The organism is Paenibacillus sp. J22R98 (genome assembly GCF_059383835.1).
This window is the reverse complement of the sequence record NZ_JBXENW010000002.1, coordinates 467,028-484,419: the sequence shown is the minus strand read 5'-3', so window position 1 is coordinate 484,419 and position 17,392 is coordinate 467,028. Positions and strand designations below refer to the sequence as shown.

Sequence of the window (17,392 nt, the reverse complement as noted above, 5' to 3'; positions counted from 1 at the left end):
CGCTATTAAAATTTTGATGATACCGTGGCACGGAATTGTACCGGTGTCATGCCGGTAGACTTCCGGAAGACGCTGCTGAAATAAGCAGCATCCTTGAAGCCGACCAGCTCGGCAATCTCTTGAATTTTCAAATTGGAATCTCGGAGAAACTGTTCGGATTTGCGCAATCTCGCAGCAGTCAGATAGTTCACGAAGCTCTCGCCGAATCGTTCTTTAAAGCGGCGGGAGAAATAGCTGGGATGGAAGTAGAAACGATCTGCAATGGTCTGTAGGTTAATCGGCTCATGCAGGGAGCTGTCGATGAAAAGCTTCACCTCGTCGATGACGCTGTATTCCGAGGAATGGCGCAGTTTGTACAAATGTCCGACGATATTGTGGACCATTTCGCTTAAATGCTCTTGAATGTCCTGCCACTGCGTAAGACCATGCAGCCAGGTCAGCAGATCATCCAGCTCCCCGATAATCCACTCCGGGATGCTCGTTTGGGTGAGCAGATATTTGCGCAGCAGCAGATGAAACTCGACGCAGAAGCTTTCCATATGGGCGAAGTACACCTGTTTGCCTGTGGCAATCTGCTGTACACGCTCATCAATCCAGCCTGTCAGCGCGGTGACGTTACACTCGCTCAGGAATCGCAGCAGCAGTGCTTCATCTTCTCTGGAGATAACGGAATGTAAACCGGCCTTCACTTGTTCGCCGGCGTCATTCATATAGATACGGCCATTGCCGTGAATAATGCAGTTCCGGAGCGCCTGCTTCGCTTGCTGGTACGACTGCTGTATGATCTCCATCTGATTCACGGCACCGCCGCATCCGATTGTAGCTTGCAGCTTCAGATGGCGCTGAATGCCGCCGAGAATCTCTTCAAGCTCCCGGTGAAGCATGTCCGTCTCCACCGGCGAGTGGCCGCCCAGCACGTAAACAAGCTCATTTTCCAGCATCGCGTGCCGGAATAATACACCTTTGCGCTCCGTTGATTCGAGTACGGTGGAGATCATATTTTGAACGGCAAACGAAAGCAGCTTCTCGTCTCCTTGCCGAAAGGACAGATGCGGCAGCTTCACCGACTGCAGTACGAAGACCACCGCTACAAAATAACTGCAGCTCTCCCGAAGCGCCAGCAGCTGCTCGTCTCTCTCCGCCTGGGGCTCGCCGCCGGGTCCGTACTGGATAAGCTTGCTCAGCATCCGCTCGCGAATCGACTCTTCTGCGCTGCTCTGCAGATGCTTGATCTGCTCGCCTGCTTCGGACTGCTCAAGGCGCTGCCGGATTTTGCCCATGACTCGCAGCAAGCTCTCCTTCAGTTCTTCCTTGTCGACTGGCTTAAGCAAATAATCCGTCACGCCGAATTGAATCGCTTTGCGGGCATAATCGAACTCCCCGTAGCCGCTGATGACAATGAACTGCAGCTCAGGCATCGCCTGCGCCGCTTCCTTCAAGAAGGTGAGCCCATCCATAAGCGGCATCCGAATATCGGTGATGACGATATCAGGCTTTACCTCGCGCAGCACTCGCAGCGCTTCCGCTCCGTCTCCCGCTTCGGTGACCGATGTGAGCGGCAGACCGGACATCTGAATTTTCTTTATAATGCCCTGCCGCATCAGCTGTTCATCATCTACGACTAGCAATTTCATAGGAAGGCTCCTCCACTCGCGTTTTTTTGATCAGAACCGTTACCGTCGTCCCCTGATCTTGGCTGCTTTGAACGGTTAACCCATAGCTGCTGCCGAAGACAAGCTTGATGCGGTAAAGCACATTGAACAGGCCGATGGATGAAGCCGTGTGATCCGAGTAGTTAAGCTGCTGGCATTGCTCCAGCTTCCCTTGCAGCACCATTAATTTCTGCGTTTCAATCGCAGGGCCATTATTCCAAACCGTAATCGCGGCGTCCGTATCCGTGAGGCTGTAAGCCCGAATGCGAATTTCCCCGCCTTGCGTCAGGTGATCAATCCCGTGAATAAAGCTGTTCTCGACAAGCGGCTGCAGGAGCAGCTTTGGCGTCAGCGTCGCGTGAAGTCCCTCCTCGATCTCGATCGAATACCGAAGCCGTTCGCCGAACCGGATTTGCTGAATCGACAGATAAATTTCGAGCTGCCGAATTTCGGTTTGCAGCGTGGACATGTGGCCGCCGCTGATGTTATACCGGAACATTTTGGCAAGAGAGGAGCTGATCAGACTAATTCGGTCATCCTCGTGAAGCGAGGCCAGACTGTCGATCATCCCAAGCGTGTTGTAGAGAAAATGCGGATTGATTTGGGATTGCAGCGATTTGATCTCCGCATCCTTCTTCACCAGCTCCGTCTCGTATACTTTCACGATGAGCGAGTTGATCTCCTTTGCCATCTGATTAAAATGTCGGATAAAGTAGCCGATCTCGTCCTTGGAGGTAACGGGCACAGAAACCTCGTAATTCCCTTGCTCGATGGAAATAATGCCATTCTTCAGCAGCTTAAGCGGCGTAATAATGCGGCTGGCCAGAACGCTCGCGATCACCATCGCGCCAAGCAGACAGATCATGCCGATCACAAGCGTGCGAAGGGCAAACGTATTCACCTGCTTCAGCAGCACCTGCAGCGGGACCTTCCCAATGAGCGCCCAAGACGTATTGTTCAGCTCGTTGGAAACAAACAATGTCTCCACGCCATGATCATCGCCGAACATGTATCTGGATGAAATGCCGTAGCTGAACCGGAAGAGTCCGCTCAGACCTTGCAGCTGCGCGTCTGTCCGTTCGTGGTCCGAGAGCATCACCTGCCCGCTTGCCGAGTCGACCAGCATATAATTGCCTTGTTCGTCGCTGGCAATATCGCCGAGCCATTTCTTCAGATACTCCGGCGAGAGCCGAATATAGAGGACACCGACAATCGGGGTGTCGATATTGAAATTGATAATTTTGACCGCTTGCGCGAACATCAATGTATTGACCTGTTGATTCGTCGCCGCGTCGATCGTATGCGTCGGCACCCAAATGCCTTTCCCGTCCTTGGCGACAGCGGCCTTCTCGATCGGCTCGAAATCAAAGTCCAGCTCGTTCGTTTCGTTCATTCTGCCGCTCGAGAGCATGTAGCCGTCCAATTGGCTGACCATGATATAATCCACGACCGGGTTATCGGTCAGAAACTGGCTGAATTTCGCGGAATAGTGGGAGTAGGCATCCGGATCAGCCCCCATTTTGTTCACAAACTGCTGGAAATCTTTATTGCCAAAATAGTCCCATGCGAAGTTCTTTACGTTCAGCATGTACGATTCCAGTGTAGCGGCCGACTGACTGCTGATCTGCTCCATATTGCCGACTGCTCGCTGCTTGATGTCCGAGGAGGTTTGGATATAGTAATCCAGCCCCAGCGCCGAAACGGTGATCGAGATCGTAATGAAGAAGCAGAACCAAATTTTCCGATAGAGCGACTTGGTTATCCAATGGTAGGGAAATAGCAGCACTTTAGTCCGCATCTTCTGCATCCTGAACCTCATCTCACCTTAATTACTTAGATTATAAAGGGAGAATAGCCTTTCGTTCATTAGATTTTATACTTCCTTCTACTAAAATTGTGATAGATTTCGCGATGAACAGCGCAAACAGTCCGTCCCAGCCACTCAGGAACGGACTATTTCTGATGGAACACGCTAAATAGGAAACTCGATCATGTTCACCTCGGTCACGTCCTGATGCGGATCCGAAGGAATCCGGAATGTCTTAATCTCGCATTGGCCAAACTGCAGCGTCCATTTTCGTTTCAGCGCCGGAACCTCGATGACAGCCTCGCCGCCATGCCCGCATGCTTCATAACAGCGCAGCACATAACCATCACCATCCTCCGCAGGCTTAAATGCCGTAACGATCAGATTATCAGCGGAAACCCGGATTCCCTCCGACGTCTGAGGCAGCGAGCCTTTATGGTACGTTTCCACGATGTGAATCGGCGGGACATTCAGCTCGAGCGCCTGCTTGGACACCTGCGCTTGCTGCCAAGCCCCTTCATGGGGAATGAGCATGTAACGGAATTGCTGCAGTCCTTGATCCATATATTCGCAGTATTCATCTCTTTCGCCGAAGTGGTCCGCATAGATCGGACTGCGAACGACCGTCATCCGCAGATCATTATCCTTTACATCCGAGCTATACTTCGAATCGTTGAGCAGCGTTAAGCCGTATTGCGGTAGTCCCTCTACATCCGGGGAGCCGCTCACATCTAGCCACTGCTGGCCCGGCTCTTCCTCGCCGTTAACCGGCCGTTCAATATAGCCGTACGGGATCTCGTACGTCGCCTTCGGCTGACTGACACGAACAGGGAAGGACAGCTTGAGCATCTTATGCTTCTCCCGCCAATCCAGCTTCGCTCGCACCTCAATGCCCGGCTTGTCGCGGTACAGGATAAAGTCCTGGCGCAGCTCCGATTGACCACTGCGATTCGTCACTCTCATGACCGCGCGCAGCGGCCCTGACTCTAGCAGCTTAACCTCCGCGTCTCCGAATCTCGCAACCTCATTGCGGAACTCAAAAACGCCATGCGCCCAAGTATCGCAATGATGCTCGTCGATTACAATCGGCACTGCTCCGTTTCCGCTGAGCACGTCCACTGCGTTCTTCTTGTCATATAACCTGCGGATATGCCCCGTATGCGGTTCGAATTCTACGCGATGCCAGTCGTTCTCAAGTGCTGCCGGTTCTGCGAGCAACAGATGCTCAGACTTGGCGGCTTCTCCAAGGTCCTTCTCCTTATAGATCCAATACACACGGTAGCCTAGTGCCGGAACACGCGCCATGAATGCAGTATCGAACTTATCGTCACTGCCGTTCGTCCGCGAACCGCGCACGATTTGATGCTGGGTGACGACGCCTTGATCATCGGTGACGCTCGTCACTTTCTTGTTCACTTGGATCAGCGCATTCACTTCCCAGGACAACGGATTAAACACGACAACCGGAACGCCGGCGTCCTTCTGCTCCCAGAGTACCCAGTCCATATCTTTGCTGAGCGACTGAATTTCGTCCTTCATGGTATCAATCGACCACGAGATTCGTTGCAGCGCCGCATTCAGCGTGACGGCCGCAATATTCAGCGATTCCCCATACGCTTCCCTTGCATCGGTAAAAGCTTCCTGGATGGAGCAGCCGCCCATAATGTCATGGAACTGATTGAACATCACATTCTTCCAGCCCCGCTGAATGTCTTGTGCGGAGTAATCGTAGCCTGCGAGCAAGTGAGCGAGTGTACCGAACTTCTCCGCTGTGATGAGCCGGTGCTCGGCTTTACGGTTCAAAGCCTTCGACTCGGAATGGGTCGAATAGCAGCCGCTTGCATGATGCTGCAGATCATCCTCGAATACCGGGAACTGCACGCCGCTGTGTATCATCTCTTCAAAATAAGCATTCGGAGAGCTGAAACGAATACGTTCGCTGCCTAGATCCGACTGCAGTCGGTGAATGGACTGAATGTTAGCGATGGTCGGACCGCCGCCGTGATTGCCGACGCCATAGAAGCCCATGAAATTGTGTTCATGCTGCTCAGCCAGCTCCATGACCTCCAGTGATTTGCCATAGACAGGGTCGTCATGTTTGATAGGGGAATAGTTGCTATAGCTGATTGGATTGCGGAAAGCCAGCACTTGGCTGCCATCGAGGCTTTTCCACCAGAACACATTGCGCTCCATACTCTTCTCCTGCTCTTGCGGGCGCATATAGACATAGCTGTCCATACCGCTCTTCTTCAAGATTTGCGGCAGCATATTGTTATGACCGAAGGAATCGACATTGTAGCCAACCTTAGCCATCACGCCAAACTTTTCTTGAAAATACCGCTGGCTGTACAAGCCATGCCGAACGAAGGATTCACCTGAAGGCAGATTGCAATCCGGCTGTATCCACCAGCCTCCTACGATAACCCAGCGGCCTTCGCTCACTCTGGCGCGAATCTCTTCAAACATCTCGGGTGCATTTTGCTCTATCCACTCGTAGTAAGCAGCCCCTGCACATGTAAAAATAAAGTCCGGAAACTCATTCATTCGATCAAGCGCGGAGCGGAACGTCGCCTTAATCTCCGCATAACCTTCCTGCCACTGCCATAGCCATACCGGGTCCAAATGCGCATTGCCGATCATATGCAGCTGAATACTGTTATTCATCGATTCAATCCCTCTTCTCCGTTAGATTCCGGGCCACGGATAACGCGGCATAATCGCCGACATGCTCTCCAAGTCCGGCAGGAACGATTTCACAAACGGCTGCGGAACCGCTCAGTGCCTCACAGCGCAGCTCTTCGAACATATGGGGATCCAGTAATTCTTGCTGCCTTGCATAGATGCTGCCAATAATAATCCGCTCCGGATTAATAATATCGATCAGGACAGCGGCTCCTCGCCCCAGCATGCGTCCAACCTCTTGGAAGATCTGTAAAGCTTGCGGGTCACCTCGCCTTGCAGCTTCCGCAACAGCTTTGGTCGTAATTTCCTGTGCTGGCTGGTAGTAAGACGGAAGCTCATTGCCAGCTTCAAGCCGCTCGGCTACCTTCGACTGCGCAAGTCTGGCAATCCCGCCTCCACTGCAAAATCCTTCGAAGGAGCCGGCCTTGTTGTACCCAACCGGTCCTCCCTCCGCAAGCCGAATATGACCCACCTCGCCTGCATTATCGTTCGTTCCGGTATACAGGCGGCCATCCAGAATGAGTCCGGCTCCCATGCCCGTGCCGAACGTCAAGAAGATCATGTTCCGCGTCCCTTGTCCCGCTCCCCACTGCCATTCTGCGAGCGCACATGCATTGGCGTCGTTCTGCAGGCCGACCGGGACGCCGAAGCGTTGCTTGAACGGCGTGATGACATCAACGCGATCCCAGTTTGGTAGATTCGGCGGGGATAGAATTAGTCCGCTACGGCTATCCAGTGGACCACCGCAGCTGATGCCGATCGCCTTGAGCCGCTCTTTCTCCGCTGTATGCTGCTCGAGGAGCAGATTCAATTGTGCTGTTAGCTTATCTAGCGTAGCTTCAGGAGTGGATTCGGTTGGAAACGTAACCTTATCTACCAATTCGATTTGCTCACCCGCTGCCCCTGCTCCACGTCCCAGCGTAACCGCACATTTCGTGCCTCCAATATCAAGCCCGGCATAAGTCTCTGCTATCATCCAAAAAACGCCTCCTCTAGCATGATGCACAGCGTATGATAGATGGGCAGATGACGCTCCTGGATGTCCGGCGTTACCGCATGCGGGACAACGATCGTACAATCGTTAAGCGCTTTCATTTTGCCGCCAGAGCCGCCGGTTAACCCGATGCTGGTCATCCCTTTCGCTTTGGCTACTTGAATCGCTTGAATGATGTTGCGGGAATTGCCCGAGGTGCTGATCCCGAGGAATACATCTCCTGCACGGCCATAGCCATATACCTGCTGGGCAAAGACCATATCGGCAGCTACATCGTTGGCGAATGCCGTAATAAGTGCGCTGTGGCTGACGAGCGAAATTGCAGGAAGCGCGCCTTGCAAGCCGTTGCAAAGCGAATCCCCTTCTGCCGGAAACAGCTTTGTTACCGTTTCGCGAAAAGACTGCGGAACCGGACGCGGCAGCATAAACCCTTTCATCAATTCTCCGACGATATGCTCGCTGTCCGCCGCACTGCCTCCGTTGCCCGCTACCAATACTTGCCCACCCTGCCGATAGCAGGCTTCCATCAGCTCGAAGCTGCGCTGGATATCCGTGAGGCATTCTGCAAGCTCCGGGTATCTGCTTTGAAGCACATTCAGATGCGGATTCATGAGCAATCGATTCCTTTCGCTAAACTTATTAATATGATATTAATAAGTAGTGATTATAGGATAGATTTTACAGCTGACCTATTCGTGCGTCAATGGAATTTCTCCACCTTTTTACTATGAATTTAAGAAGATGATATTGCAAAAGCCGCCCTCAACTAAGCAGCGGCTTCTTGTCTATCCATTCGCTTAAATCCTTTTGAAAAAACTGCTCCAGCACCAGCGTTCCCGCACCGATTGCCCCGCCCAGCACACCTAATTCGGCTTTGTAGATTCTAATATGTTCGGCAAAGGAAGCAAAAATCCGGCTCAACGCAATGTCCTTCGCATGCTCGAAGTATGGAGGATACGCATGTGTAAGCGCCCCGCCAATAATGATGATTTCCGGCATCAGCAGATGAATGACATTGCCAATCGCAATGCCCACATAGCGCGCTGATTCCGTTAACAGCTGCTTCGACAATGCATCTCCCTCACGTGCCGCATCTAGAATCGTGTCCACTGAGACCGACTTTTCATCTGCAAGATAACGATCTCGATACGGTGCTTCTGCCCCTCTTCGAATCTCTTCCCCCGCACGCCGCTCAATCGCAAGACCCGACGCAACTGCTTCGAGACACCCGTAATTCCCACAGTTGCAGCGAGGACCATCCATATTGATCGTTCCGTGGCCCACTTCACCTGCACCGTACGGCGACCCATAGTGCAGCTTACCATCAATAATCATGCCGCTTCCGATCCCAATGTCAGCATCGAGATAGAATACATTTTGTTTCCCTTGCGCGGCGCCATGCCAATATTCTCCGAGCGCGATCAGGTTGGCATCCTTTTCAATAAAGGTCTCGATGTGAAAATGATCCGTCATCAACTGTTTAAGCGGCAAGCCCGCAAGCCCCTTCATGTTTGGCGGGGAGAGCACGACACCTCCAAAAGTATCCAGCGGTCCCGGAATGGCCATGCCAATACCGAGTATTCGAGTGCGCTCCACGTTCGACATCACGATGGCTTCTTCGATGCAGCTGATCATCTGATCGACGATAGCGGCCGATTGCAGTGCATCCGAATTCGTCTCCGTCTCGTAATGTGCGTGTACGCCGCCTGATAGATTCAGAACGACAACCTGAATGCGAGCGACACTGAGATGAAGACCCACCGAGTAGAAACGGTCTTCCTTGAGCTTATATAGGAGCGGCTTCCTGCCGCCTGTTGATTCATCGTAGCCTACTTCACTGATGAACGAATAAGAGAGCAGCTCATCAGTGATGCTCTTCACCGCTGTAAAACTCAGATGCGTCTGCGCCGCAATGTCGGCTTTGGACGCTTGTCCCTGCTTGCGGATGTATTGGAGCACCGCGCTTCGGTTAAGGCTTTTGACCCGCCTGTTGTTGGCTCCTCTCAATTGATTCACTTCCACCAACGCTCCTTAGGCATACATAGTTATGGGAATTATAGCATAAAAGGTTCTTTGTTGGAGATGCGCCTTGCCCCACTCCCGCCAAACCGCATCTCCGCAACTACACTCATCCTTTATTAACTAATCCGCTCCCAATCTCACGCTCCGCTAACCACCACCACCTCTAACGAACCGTACAGGCCTTATTTGATACAAAAACATCGTTTTGAAATTCTAACGAATCCTACAGGTCCTATTCGCTCAAATACTCGTGCATTTCTGCCTATTTCGGCTATATAAGACCTCTGTGGTTCGTTACAATTTTTGAAGTACTAATTTCTCCAAAATAAGACCTCCACGGTTCGTTAGAAATCTCGCCGTGACTTTTTTATGACAGCTACTTCCAGTTTTGCTATACTAGTCGTATTAACGGTCGTGAAGCACACGCCGCTTTAGCACATACACCTTATTGAGGGGTGTGATTGTGTTGAGGCGGCTTTTTCTGTTTCTGCGGCTAATTAGGAAGGATGCGAGGAGCTATTACTAGATTTGACGAAGCCTACGAGGAATGGATATCATCAAACATTGCCCATGAACAGAATCACAGAAGACGCGAAATGCTGGAGAATGGACTCGGCCACGGCACGATTGAGTTTCTACGCTCCGTTTGGTTTCCGACTGTACGAAACTTCAATTATCTATATCCCGAATGGGAGGTGCGAGATGCTACTAATGGATATCGATATCTCGATCTTGCTTATATGCCAAGCAGCGATGTAAAAGGAGGAATCGAAATTCAAGGATACGGACCTCACGCAAGGGATCTCGATGTGCGCCGCTTCAAGGATTTATGCTGGCGGCATTGTTTATTGGCGCTTGACGATTGGATTTTCCTACCGATTGCTTATCTATCAATTACAGATGAACCCAAACGCTGTCAGCAGCTCATTCTTTCCTTTATCGGCAAGTTTATTGCCATCGATGTGCCCGAAGGTTTGAATTGTTTCGAAGCCGAGACCATTCGTTTCGCACGAAGGTTATTTCGTCCGTTTACACCATTAGAATTGGCCTCCCATTTGCGAGTTTCAGACAATCAGGCACGGCTTGTACTTCACAAATTAGTCGAACACCAGCTGCTTATTGTCGCAAACGGTAAACTGCGCTATCGTACCTACACCTTGCGGACTCCATACTTCTAACGAATCCTAGAAGCCTTAATTGATCGAAAAACATCGATCCGAAATTCTAACGAACCATACAGGTCTTATTTGGCCAAACTGGCGAGCATTTCTGCCTCTTTCGGCGATATAAGACCTCTGTGATTCGTTAGAATATTTTGCTGGCTTATTTCGGATAAATAAGACCCCTACGATTCGTTAGAGTGGTGAGGGGATTGGCGAAAGCTTCTGGAAGAGCGACTATCGAGAGTCATCTGAGAGAGTTGCGAGAGTTGGCGGCGTTGGCTGCTGGAAAAGCGACTATCGAGAGTCATCTGAGAGCGTTAGCGAGAGGTTGGCGATGACTACTGTAAGTGCGACTATCAAGAAACAATTGTGATAGTTAGCGAGATTCGCGAAAGCTGCTGGAAGTGTGACTACCGGATACAACTGAGAGTTAGCAAAAAGGCCGGCGAAGCGCTGCTGGAGAGAAGATAGTCGAGAGTATGCCGAGATTCTCCGAGGAATTTCCGAGCGATTTGCTGGCGACTTGTCGGCAGACTGACGAGTGACTTCCGAGCAACTACCCCGCAGTTTGAATATCCCGCTTTGTCTGCCCGCCCAACAAAAACAAGTCCACGACATCCATCGTGGACTTGTTCTTCACCCTGCCGCTACTCTCTAGTAATCAGTCGGTAGAGCACGACTGCAGCCTGCGCTCTTGTCACTTTACCTGTAGGTGAGATTTTGCCACCGTCGCCTACTAGGATCCCTTCTTTCACGAGGGATGCTATACTTGGAACCGCATAGCCGGCAATTTGCGATGCATCGGCAAATGCCTTCAGATCACTGTCCGCCCCCGCAGCCAGCGAAGTTTTCGCCAGTTTCATAGCTCTGACAACAAGTGCAGCCATCTCTTGTCTTGTGATTTCTCCGTTCGGGTTGAATTTATTGCCGCCTATTCCTAGCGACAAGCCGATCGCCTTCGCAATACCAAGCGACTCGTAGTACGAAGCCGACTTGTCGATATCGCTGAAGTTTGATTCGAATTTCGCAGACAGTCCCAGCGCCTTCACCAAACCATCGAGGAAGTCCGCTCTTGTAATGTTCTTCGCAGGACTAAACTGCGTCTCGCTGGTTCCGCTCAAGATACCTTTGGAAGCTACAGCCTCGATCGCTTGCAGTGCCCATTTGTACTTCGCTGCATCTGCAAAAGTCTTCACGCTGTAAGCTACCGCATATTTGCTGAAGTGTGTTGTCGTAAACACGACCTTGCCTGACTCCGCATCATACTTGGCATTCGGCACAGCAATCGCATGTCCAGCCTCGTCGATATACGAAATGACGATATGCTCCGGATGCTCAAGCTCTTCCTTCGTTGGTGCGTAAGGAATCGATACGACTACCGGTGCATTCGGATTGTTCCAATGCAATGCTTTGCCATCCGCCGTGAAGCTGATATCGACAACCGGTTTGCCATCCTTCAGAACTCGGCTGATCGTCAGCGCGATTGTCTTTGCACCTGCGATCTCTTTATCCGCAAACATATTAAGTGGAAGCACGACCTCAGCATCACCTGTTTGAATCTCCACTTTAGTCGCAGCATTCTTCTCCGAGAATAGGGAAGCCGGCTGCTCCAGCACGAAACCATTTGCACCTGTAAGAGCACCAACTGCAACGGTAACCACGCTGTTGCCTTGTTCATCCTTCTTCGCAGCTTGAAGTGCTTTGGCAAAATCACCCTCCGAAATCGAAGCTGTCGCTTTGCCATCTTTCAATGTAGGCGTCACTTTTATTACGGTGTCTTTGACCTCTGTTTGGTTGCCAAAGTAAACGGGTCCTCCGCTGCTTCCTTGATCAATAGAAAGCAGGTAAGGCTTCTCAAGCGCAACCGTGAAATTACTTGTATCAATGGTCCCGCCATTGATTAATTCTTGTGCATTTCCTGCAGCTTTGCCATTCACTTCGATTGAAATCGTTTTGGACGCTGTAGTCGGGTCATAGTTAGCAATGTTGATGAGCAGTTTGCCATCATAGTTCGTGCTCAGCCATTCTACGCCATCGATCGGCTGGCCCGTAGCCTTATCCTTCAGAACAACGTTCATTAAGCCCAATTCAGTTAAGCTAGCTCTGACGGATTGCTTCAACGCGCCGTTGTCGATGTCACTGCCAAGTACCTTCGCACCGGCTATCACAGCATCTCTGTCTGCACCATTCAACGACTTGTTGTTCTCATCTGCACTCAGAGAATTGTCACCGATCATGATGACCTTCCCGCCTGCAGCAACGAAAGCTTTAATGGCTGTCAATGTAGAAGCCGAAACATTCGTAGCTTGTGGAATAATTAGCAGCTTGAAATTAGTTAGATCGCCATCCTGAGATTGCTTCTCGGACACAAAACCTACTCGTTGGCCGCTGAACGTTAACGCTTCATACGCACGATCTATCGAATCCAAGTATGCATTCGAGTAAACCATTGAAGGTAAAGAGTAGAGAATGGCTGCCTGTGGGGCACGATTTTGCAATTCAGTTACTTCATTTGCCAATCGGTTTAAGTCCAAGTTCACTTTACCGATCGTTTGTACCACATCCGGGCGGGTCAGAACGCTGTCGTAGAAATCCGAGGTTGGATTATAGTCTCTCTGCCATACCCAAATTGTGGATGCATTCTTGCCATGTACAGCTGACTGCCAGAGTGATGTTTCTACGTGCTTGGCTTGCTCCGGCATATATACCTTATCTCTATCCGCAATCACGTGAGTTTCTGAGTTGAAAATTGGTGCCTTCCTAAACGAACCTTGCAAATCATAGAATCGGTTCTCGCGAATGAAGCCGCTAACCCCACTGCCAAGATAGTTCCAGTTGTCATTGCCGTTCATATCCGAGAATTCGCTGAAATCTTCCGGATCAACGCCATATCTTGTAGCGCCGGTCAAGTCAGCCATGATTTTGGCACTGACAGGAACGCTTGGCGCAAGCTCCTTCACCAGCTCTGCCATCCATGAATGCCACGATGAGAGGTAATCATTGTTAAATACTGTCCAGTCGTAGTAATAAGGTGTGGCTGTCTTGACAGACGGCATCGCAACAGCATCAAATCCACTGTACTCCGTACCATAATTTCCATTTAAACTTGCAATTGTTGTGTATTTGCTCTCTAAGAATTGGTGCCATGGCGCCAATGCAAAAGTATCCGTTCTCGTATCATACTTAGGCTCATTACTGATGATGATACTATGCAGTGCCGGTTGATCCTTCACTAGCGGAACAAGGGTTCTGATGTAAGCTTCAACGATTTCACGCGCTTTCGGCGCGTTAACGTTGTAATTCAAAAATCCGTCATTGTCATTACCCAAATCCTTCCACTTATCCTTAGCCCACTGCGGGAAATAATGCGGCGAGATGAGCAGACTGACAGCGACATTATGCTCCGCTGCATTTTCCAATGTTGGAATAACGCTATTCGTGATTAATTCTGTTGAGATACTGTAATCGGCTTCGCTTCCCTCTGCCGGTGCCAGCACCGTACCGTCCGGACCAAGCTCCATCTGTATGATATTCGTGCCGAAATCGCTAAACTGCGGAATATCGGCTTTAGCTTGATCGAAGTGGCCGTAACCCGTGAAGAAAATCGGCCTGTCAACGGCTGTACTTGAAGATGATGTTTTCGTTGGTCCGACAAACGAGAACCCGTCCATCCTCGAACGAGCAGTCACATATTTCGGAACACTTAATGCTGTTTTCTCTCCACTCAAGTAAGCCTGAACATTAGCAGTCGCTTCATTATAGAGGCGTTCCAGCTCATTCACGAAATAATCGGCTCGTGGTAATAAATTGTTCGTAATGTCATCTTTGCCGTACTGGACGAAGTTCTTGATGACGGTGTAATTCACCGTTTCATAGTCTACCGGGATATTCTGCTGTTTGGCTTCCGTAAGCAGATCCTCAAGCGCAGGCAGTTTCGCTTGCATTTCATCCAGTAAGCTTAGCAAGGCTTCTCCATTCCGTTTCACCGATACGGCAATCGTTTGTTGCTTAGTCTCACCTGTTTCTATATTAATAATGGTGGCCTCCAATTGCTGGTTGCCGACAGTTGAAAATGATACCGGAATTGCTTTCTTGAGCACTTTCTTTGCGGGAACAGTAACTTCTAGTACTTCGCTAGTGCTGTTATTTGGAAGAGAGATTTGGAACGTTTCTGCTTCCTCTCCAAAATTCGCGATTGCGACTGAATAGTCGTACTCCGTATTCTGAAGGACATCCAGCGGTCCATGCATCCAAGTGCTCCAAATTTGCTCTTGATCCATAAGCATCAAGGAACCAAGGCTGGTTGCATCTTTGCCGTTACCGATGCCCGGCGTCCATTCGATGTAGCCTTTTCTGCCAGAAGCATCATTATCATTAATCAGCAAAGTAAATGGAACATTTGCGCCTGGTGCGGCAGGAAGCGCAGCTAACCATGGAATAGCTATGTCATACGTCGTTAGTTTTGTCTCCTCGTCACGACTGACCTTCAGCTTGATGGAATCTACGCCTAGCTTAGCGCTTCCACTATTCCAGCTGAATTTACTCAGTGCTCCGCCTCCGTAAGAGAAACCGTATTCCGGCCCATACACTGCCCCCTCTTTGGAGAAGGCAACCTGAACGCTATCGCCGTTCCAAATATCACCGCCCGAGTAGTCGAACTGGATATTGTCCTTCACGTTTACATGCATGTAGAGGCTGTTGTCATCATAAGCAAGTGATGCTTGAGCCGACAAATCGTCTATCCCTTTCCATCCGGAAATTTGGATTTGTTTACTTGCAGACGGCAGATCGAACGAAGCTTGCCCGCTCCAATCACTCACAAAACCATCTGAATCGACTACACTCGGACGCTGGAGTCCCGCAAGCATGCTGGTCCAAATATCTGCAACTCCAGAGCGAATGCCATAAACCTCTTCTCCCGGCACACCGGTTCCAATTTTGTAATCGAAGACCGAAACCGCACTTTGAGGTTTACCAGGGATATCTGCATACGCTTTAATCGTCGTTACATCTGAGATTGTAATCGGAGCACTGTACAACGTTTTGGTAACGGAGCTCCTGGGATCGGACCCATCAAGCGTATAGTAAATATTTGCTCCTACAGACGGCGTAGTAAGGCTTACCGCTGTGCCAGACGTAACTACCGAAGAACCCGGCGTAGCCGTTACACGTTGAACTTGGCTCGTAAGGATTCTCATATTGTCGAGCAGATAGTGCAGCGAGCTTCGGCCGGCAACAGCGGAATCGCCATTAAACACGTAAAAGATGATGTTCGTAATATGCGAGCGTTTCGCTGCCGGAATATTAGTTAGAGCTAATGTGAATGTATGCCACTGATCTACCGTCTGAACAGGGACCGACTCTTCATAAAGAACGCCGCCCACTGCGTCCATCAGCTTAAAACGGATCGGCTCGTAATCGCCTGCCGTTTGGCTGCCTACTGGGCGAATGTCGAATTTGATTTCCGTTGCCGGGGACAAGTCGACTGGATTTGCAGTGACATCCCAATGATACTCGACCCATGCATTTCCTTTATCCGCACTCGGTACGGTAAATGTGACATCGGCAGCTTGCGTTCCCTCCGTTTTAGTTTCTGTATTGGCAACAGCTGCTGTACCTTGCCAATCATCCAAATTTTCATACCCATTTAGGACACTTTCCATCAACGTGTCCACAGGCTTTACTACTCTTAAATTATCAAACTCGTATTGCAGCGTCGTCCTGCCTCCCACAGCAGGATCATTATTCCAAACGTAGAAAACAACATGACTGATCGAAGCTTTATCTGCAACGGACATATTGCTTAAGTCCAAAGTGAATGTATTCCATTCATCCGCCGTTTGTTTTGGAAGCGCGCCTTCGAACAGCACCTCATCCGTCGTTTCGTTGTACAGCTTGAATCGAAGCGGCTCGTAATCCCCTGCTGTTTGACTGCCAACGGGGCGAATGTCAACTTTTAACTGTGTGGCAGTGGATAAGTCGAGAGGATTATCCTTTACGTTCCATAGAATTTCGCGCCACGCGTTATCGCCTCCCGGAGTTGGTACCGGATAGGTCACTTTTAAAGATTGCGTGCCCTCCGTTTTGTTCTCCGTATCTGCTGAAACGTTCATCGAGCCCTCATCATTTGGCTCCCAATCTGCCGCATTCTCGAAGCCGTTAATAACGGACTCCGCTAATTGAATCGGTTTCAACACTCTTAAATTATCAAACTCGTATTGCAGCGTCGTTCTGCCTTCCACAGCAGAATCATTATTCCAAATGTAGAAAACAATATGGCTGATCGAAGCTTTGTCAGCAACTGACATATCGCTTAAATCCAAAGTGAATGTATTCCATTGATCCGCCGTTTGTTTCGGAAGTGCAGCCTCGAACAACACTTTATCTGTTGTTTCGTTGTACAGCTTGAAACGGATCGGTTCATAATCCCCCGCCGTTTGACTACCTACGGGGCGAATGTCGACCTTCAACTGTGTTGCAGTTGATACGTCAATGGGATTTGCGGATGTTTTCCATAGAATTTCTCGCCATGCGTTGTCACCCCCCGGTGTCGGCACCGGATAAGTCACGCTGACAGACTGTGCACCTTCCGTCTTATTCACCGTATCTGCTGCGACAGTCATCGAGCCCTTATCGTTAGCCTCCCAATCTGCAACATTCTCGAAACCGTTTATAACCTCTTCTTGCGTAGTCGGACCTGCCGATACTACCTGATCATCAGCTGCGTATGCCCGGCTAGCCGGTGCGACGCCGAAACCGATCAAGCCGATCAGCATTGTGGTTGTAAGTATAATGGCATTTATTCGTCTGAACATGCTCATATAACCTCCCGTTTATTTGCTCCATCATTCTGTTTGTCCCAGTAGCACTATGCGTTTTGGGCCATTCCCTGTCCCCGCTGCAACGCCTCCTTCAATGGATTCTGTAACCGCTCAAGTGAGTAGCATGTATGTAATTCGCTCGATTGAAGCGCTTTCAAGTTTTCACAGCTATTGTACTGCGTTTCGCAAAACGCATTAATAGAATATCTTTACTTGTGTCTGTTGTTATTTTGACATCTGAACCTGCACGC

The 17,392-nt window shown here is 50.1% G+C and carries 8 protein-coding genes; 1 reads left to right on the top strand and 7 read right to left on the bottom strand.

Going from position 1 to position 17,392, the window contains the following annotated elements; translation table 11 throughout:
- Positions 1–5: 5 nt before the first annotated feature.
- The 6 genes from AC50Y3_RS07665 to AC50Y3_RS07640 all read right to left on the bottom strand — a co-directional run bounded on the left by AC50Y3_RS07665 (position 6) and on the right by AC50Y3_RS07640 (position 9,151).
- The gene (locus tag AC50Y3_RS07665) at positions 6–1,634 is read right to left on the bottom strand and encodes a response regulator (RefSeq protein WP_494818182.1); all 1,629 of its coding nucleotides are present in this window, start codon (positions 1,632–1,634) and stop codon (positions 6–8) included.
- On the bottom strand, positions 1,612–3,459 hold the full coding sequence (locus tag AC50Y3_RS07660; protein WP_494818181.1) for a cache domain-containing sensor histidine kinase: 1,848 nt from the start codon (positions 3,457–3,459) through the stop codon (positions 1,612–1,614). The genes AC50Y3_RS07665 and AC50Y3_RS07660 overlap by 23 nt, the downstream gene beginning before the upstream one ends.
- Positions 3,460–3,624: 165 nt before the next feature.
- Complete coding sequence (locus AC50Y3_RS07655) at positions 3,625–6,123, bottom strand: alpha-mannosidase (protein WP_494818180.1); 2,499 nt, start codon at positions 6,121–6,123, stop codon at positions 3,625–3,627.
- A gap of 4 nt (positions 6,124–6,127) precedes the next feature.
- Entirely contained in the window at positions 6,128–7,117 is a 990-nt protein-coding gene (locus AC50Y3_RS07650) for an ROK family protein (protein WP_494818179.1), read from the bottom strand.
- Complete coding sequence (locus tag AC50Y3_RS07645) at positions 7,114–7,746, bottom strand: D-sedoheptulose-7-phosphate isomerase (protein WP_494818178.1); 633 nt, start codon at positions 7,744–7,746, stop codon at positions 7,114–7,116. Before AC50Y3_RS07645 ends, AC50Y3_RS07650 begins: the two co-directional genes overlap by 4 nt.
- Before the next feature lie 151 nt (positions 7,747–7,897).
- On the bottom strand, positions 7,898–9,151 hold the full coding sequence (locus AC50Y3_RS07640; RefSeq protein WP_494818177.1) for an ROK family protein: 1,254 nt from the start codon (positions 9,149–9,151) through the stop codon (positions 7,898–7,900).
- Positions 9,152–9,663: 512 nt separating this feature from the next.
- Between AC50Y3_RS07640 and AC50Y3_RS07635 the strand changes: the two genes are divergently transcribed.
- Positions 9,664–10,335, top strand: a complete 672-nt coding sequence (locus AC50Y3_RS07635) for a transcriptional regulator (protein WP_494818176.1) — start codon at positions 9,664–9,666, stop codon at positions 10,333–10,335.
- A gap of 632 nt (positions 10,336–10,967) precedes the next feature.
- On the opposite strand, the gene AC50Y3_RS07630 is transcribed toward AC50Y3_RS07635, so the two are convergent.
- Positions 10,968–17,135, bottom strand: a complete 6,168-nt coding sequence (locus tag AC50Y3_RS07630; protein WP_494818175.1) for an S-layer homology domain-containing protein — start codon at positions 17,133–17,135, stop codon at positions 10,968–10,970.
- Between the last annotated feature and the right edge of the window lie 257 nt (positions 17,136–17,392).

Excerpts from the sequence above, each read along its gene's own strand:
- AC50Y3_RS07660 (WP_494818181.1), bottom strand. The coding sequence starts at position 3,459 with ATGCAGAAGATGCGGACTAAAGTGCTGCTATTTCCCTACCATTGGATA.
- AC50Y3_RS07650 (WP_494818179.1), bottom strand. The coding sequence starts at position 7,117 with ATGATAGCAGAGACTTATGCCGGGCTTGATATTGGAGGCACGAAATGT.
- AC50Y3_RS07635 (WP_494818176.1), top strand. The coding sequence starts at position 9,664 with ATGCGAGGAGCTATTACTAGATTTGACGAAGCCTACGAGGAATGGATA.
- AC50Y3_RS07630 (WP_494818175.1), bottom strand. The coding sequence starts at position 17,135 with ATGTTCAGACGAATAAATGCCATTATACTTACAACCACAATGCTGATC.
- AC50Y3_RS07665 (WP_494818182.1), bottom strand. The coding sequence starts at position 1,634 with ATGAAATTGCTAGTCGTAGATGATGAACAGCTGATGCGGCAGGGCATT.
- AC50Y3_RS07655 (WP_494818180.1), bottom strand. The coding sequence starts at position 6,123 with ATGAATAACAGTATTCAGCTGCATATGATCGGCAATGCGCATTTGGAC.
- AC50Y3_RS07645 (WP_494818178.1), bottom strand. The coding sequence starts at position 7,746 with ATGAATCCGCATCTGAATGTGCTTCAAAGCAGATACCCGGAGCTTGCA.